The sequence below is a fragment of the Asanoa sp. NPDC050611 genome (assembly GCF_040654855.1).
In the GTDB taxonomy this organism is placed as follows: domain Bacteria; phylum Actinomycetota; class Actinomycetes; order Mycobacteriales; family Micromonosporaceae; genus Asanoa.
Map to the genome: position 1 here is coordinate 1 of NZ_JBFAIU010000493.1, position 4,138 is coordinate 4,138.

At 74.6% G+C, this 4,138-nt stretch carries 5 protein-coding genes; 2 read left to right on the top strand and 3 right to left on the bottom strand.

Annotation, left to right across the window (positions count from 1 at the left end; translation table 11 throughout):
- Together AB0H87_RS38905 and AB0H87_RS38910 are read right to left on the bottom strand one after the other, a co-directional pair.
- The coding region (locus tag AB0H87_RS38905) for a tetratricopeptide repeat protein (protein ID WP_360157900.1) at positions 1-1,553 on the bottom strand (1,553 nt) is incomplete at its 3' end.
- A gap of 131 nt (positions 1,554-1,684) precedes the next feature.
- A complete protein-coding gene (locus AB0H87_RS38910) occupies positions 1,685-2,134 on the bottom strand; it encodes a MarR family transcriptional regulator (protein ID WP_360157912.1) in 450 nt (149 codons plus the stop codon).
- Between the two features lie 49 nt (positions 2,135-2,183).
- On the opposite strand from AB0H87_RS38910, the gene AB0H87_RS38915 reads away from it, so the two are divergent.
- Positions 2,184-2,702: a VOC family protein gene (locus tag AB0H87_RS38915; protein WP_360157903.1), complete on the top strand. Its 519-nt coding sequence runs from the start codon at positions 2,184-2,186 to the stop codon at positions 2,700-2,702.
- A gap of 24 nt (positions 2,703-2,726) precedes the next feature.
- Positions 2,727-3,641 (top strand): hypothetical protein, encoded by a 915-nt coding sequence (locus tag AB0H87_RS38920; protein ID WP_360157906.1) that lies wholly within the window; start codon positions 2,727-2,729, stop codon positions 3,639-3,641.
- Here AB0H87_RS38920 and AB0H87_RS38925 read toward each other — a convergent pair.
- The coding region (locus AB0H87_RS38925; RefSeq protein ID WP_360157909.1) for a potassium channel family protein at positions 3,604-4,138 on the bottom strand (535 nt) is incomplete at its 5' end. The two genes, AB0H87_RS38920 and AB0H87_RS38925, sit on opposite strands and share 38 nt — an antisense overlap.

The following is a 4,138-nucleotide window of genomic DNA, read 5'->3' on the forward strand; positions in this document are numbered from 1 at the left end:
TCGTCGGGGTCGGCCCCGGCGGACACCGCCTTCTCCGCGTCGACGATGTCGCGGGCCGTGTCCTCGGCCCGGGCGACCTGGCGCGCCAAGGACGCGGCCGCACCCGCCCCCGGCAGCGTGGCTGCGCCGGCGGGTGGCCCGAAGGCGTCGCGCTCCCAACCCTCGTCGGCCGCCGACGGCGGGTCCCCCGGCGCGGACCAGCGCTCGTCCTCGCGCTGCCGCGCGGCCCACTCCTCGTCCGGATCGGGCTGCGCGGCCCAGCCCGCGTCGGTGTCCCAGCCCTCGGCGGTGCCGTCCCAGGTCTCGGTCGTGGTGCTGTCCCACGTGTCGGGCCGGCGGCGCCACACCTCGTCGCCGGCCGGCTCGCGCGGCTGCGACCACTGCGACCGGTCCTGGTCGGTCGCGCGCCCGGACCAGCCCGCGCTCGGGCCGGCCGCGTCCGCCGGCCACAGCGGCCGCTCCGGCGGGGTCCGTTGCGTGGGCGGCGCCCAGGTCTCCGTCTCCGGTGGGTATGTCTCCGTCGCGTACGCGTTGCGCAGGTCCGCCCCGGCCGCGAACAGGTCGGGCGCGTCGTCGTCGGCGGCGTGCCGCGGCCCGTCGGCCGCCACCGCGTCCTCGAGCGCCGAGCCGCTGTCGAAGCCGTCCCGGAGGGTCGGCGTGACCGGCTGCGGCGCCACGGGCGGCGGTGCCATCGGCGTGGGCGCGACCGGCGGTGGCGTCATCGGCTCAGGCACCACCGGCGGGGTGTGCTCGGGCACCGGGGTGAACGGGCGGGCGTAGCTGGTCGGCTCCGGGGAGCCGGACGCGCGTGGTGGCGGCGGGCCGGAGTCGGTCGCGATCCGGTGGCTGTCCTCGATCGCGCAGACGTGGTCGGGGTTGGGCGCGGCCCGGGCCAGCGCGGCCACCTGGGCGACCAGCGGATGGTCGGGCGGCAGGTGGGTGCGGCACAGCTCCTGTGCGAGCGCGAGATGGGCGAGCGAGTCCTCGGCCCGGCCGCAGTCGCGCTCCATCGCGCCGAGCTTGGCCAGCATCCGGATGCCGGCCGGGTGCCCCTCGCCGTAGACCTCGCGGTGCAGCTCCCAGGCGTCCTCGAGCCGGGTGCGGGCGGTGGCACAGTCGCCACGGGCATATTCGACGGTGGCGAGGTCGGCGTGGGCCGCCAGCACGCGGGCCGACTCGGGGCCTTCGGTGGCGGACAGCTCGAGGATCACGTCGTGGTAGAGCCGGGCGGCCCGCTCGTGCGCGCCGACCCGGTGCAGCACGGCGGCGAGCGTCGTCGCGGTGTCGGTGGTGCGCGGGTCATGCGCACCGTAGAGCCGGGTCGCCGCCGAGAAGGCGTAGGACGCCCAGCCCCGCGCGCCGTGCGCCTCGCCGAGCGTGAGCAGCACCTTGGCCTGCAGTGCGGCGGCCAGCGCGAGCTCGCCGGTGGCGGTCGCGGGGGACGGGTCGGCCTTGGCGAGCGCGTTGCCGAGCAGCTCCTCCGCGCCGGCCAGGTCACCGGCGTGGATCCGGTCCTGGGCCCGCGCGGTGAGGTCACCGAGGCCGATAGACATCGCCTCATCGTGCTTGTCCGGCGACGTTCGGTACAAGAGCCAGTTGGCGGAGATATTGACCAGACCCTACGTGACCTGGAGGTGTGCGCTCCGAAGTCGTCCTTTCGTGCGAATGGCGAATGCCGGTCGCGTCAGTCGGCGAGGATCGCGTCGCTGATCTGCCGAAGCTGGGTCACCTGCTCCTTGCTGAGCTTGTCGAAGAGGTGGCGGCGGACCCCCTCGACGTGGCCGGGCGCCGCCTCGACGAGCACGCGGTAGCCCTCCTCGGTGAGCACCGCGAGCTGGCCACGGCGGTCCGTGGGGCAGTCCTGGCGGCGCACCCAGCCGGACTCCTCCAGGCGGGCGACCGCGTGCGAGAGGCGGCTGCGCGAGGAGCCGCAGGCGTCGGCCAGCTCGCTCATCCGCATCTTGTGCTCGGGCGCCTCGGAGAGCCGCACGAGAATCTCGTAGTAGGCGTGCGGCATGCCGGCCTCGTGCTGCAGCTCGCGGTCGAGAGCGTCCATCAGGGCCCGGGTGGCACCGAGGAACGCACGCCAGGCGGCCTGCTCCTGGTCGTCCAGCCATCGCGTCATGACGACCATCATAGCGGCATAGTTGAACTCTCAACTAGATGGCGCTACCGTTGTGGCCATGGGCATCCATCGTCTCAACCACGCGGTCCTGTTCGTCAGTGACCTCGCCCGCAGCGTCGCCTTCTACCAGGACGTGCTCGGCTTCAACCGGGTCCCGATGACGCCCGACGGTTTCGCCGGCGCCGCCTTCCTGCAGGCGCCCGACTCGACCAACGACCACGACCTCGGGCTGTTCGAGCTGCCCGGTGCCGCCGCGTCGCAAGCCGGCCGGGCCACCGTCGGCCTCTACCACCTCGCGTGGGAGGTCGACACGCTCGACGAGCTGTCCGCGACCGCCGAGCGGCTCGCCGCCGCGGGCGCGCTGGCCGGCGCCTCCGACCACGGCAGCACCAAGTCGCTCTACGGCAGGGACCCGGACGGGCTGGAGTTCGAGATCGTCTGGCTCGTGCCGGCCGACAAGCTCGACGACGGCGCGCTGGCCGCCCGCCGGCGCATCGGTCGCCTCGACATCGACGCCGAGAAGGCCCGCTACGGCGGCCAGACGCGAGGCGGTGTCGGCATCTCCGTTCCGGCCTGACGCGTTTTCCGCCAAACTGGAACCATGGCCGGGCCGATCGACGACGTCGTACGCGAGATCCTCGTGCGACAGCTCGACGCCTGGGGCCCGGCCGCGTTGCACCGCTCCAAGCGGGCCACGTTCGCCCAGGCCTACGACGGGGCGCCCGACGGCCTGCCGGAGGCGGCGCTGCGGGTCTTCGACGAGTTCACCGACCTGCTGCGCGGGCGCCGGCTCACCGCGCCGGTGATCGCGCCGAGCCCCGACCGGGCCGCGCTCGACGCGGTCTACCAGGAGCTCGACCGGCCGTCGGGGTTGGACATCCACGCCGTCGACGGCGGCGTCGACACGCTGCCGGCCGTGCTCACCGCGGCGGGCGCGGCGGGCGCGCCGCTGCTCGCCTTCCTCGACAGCGGCGGACCGCCGCCGGCCGCCGACACGCTCGCCGCCGTCGCCCGCGGCAAGCCCGGCGAGCTGCTGCTCGTGCTGGCCGAGGGTGCCCGTGGGCACCGGGCGACGCTGGCCGCCGCGGGGTTTCCGCTGGTCGCCGACGTCGAGCTGGTGGCCCGCGACGGCACTGCCCGGCTGGTCGCCTTCGCCACCGGTCAGGGCAAGAGCCTCGACGGGTTCAAGGACGCGATGTGGGCGGTCGACGAGTACGCGGGCATCCGTTACCGCGACCCGCAGGACCCGGAGGGGCACCTGCTCGACATCTCCGAGCGTCCGCACCCCGGGCCGCTGCGCCGCGAGCTGCTGGCCCACCTGGCCGAGGTCGGCCGGGCCACGGTGACCGAGCTGCGCCGGTTCACCGTGACCGACACGGTCTACCGCGCGGCGGACGCCAACCGCGTGCTCACCCCGCTGCTCAGCGCCGGCCAGGTGACCCGCGACCCGCCCGCGGGCCGGCTCGGCGGCGATGTCGTCATCTCTCCCGGCGGCTCGCCCGCACCCGGGCAGTAGCCTGGTTGAGCAGCAGCGACGCGCCGGTCGCGAGCACCAGGATGTTGAACACCATCTGGAAGATGACCAGCACGCGGGCGCCCTGGCCGGCGGCGTGGATGTCGCCGAAGCCGACCGTGAACAACGTGGACAGCGCGAAGTAGAGCGCGTCGGTGCGGGTGTGGAGCCCGGAGAACTGCCCGGGCGCCGAGATCTCCAGCACGTAGTCGGCCAGCGCGAACGCGATCGCGCCGGCGACCAGGGCGGTGGCCAGGCCCTCCAGCGGCAGCTGGTCGCTGCGCAGCCGGCGGCGGATCTGCCAGACCACGAGCGCGACGGCGCCGCCGACGAAGACCAGCGCGGCCAGCGAGCGCAACACCAGCCGCCAGCCGCTGCCGCCCGGCTGCACCGGCACCACGTAGTAGAGCGCGACCAGCAGGACGACCGCGGACACCACACGGAGCCAGGCCGCCCGGGTCATATCGGACAATCTACTCAGGGCAGACGCACTCGCGGCG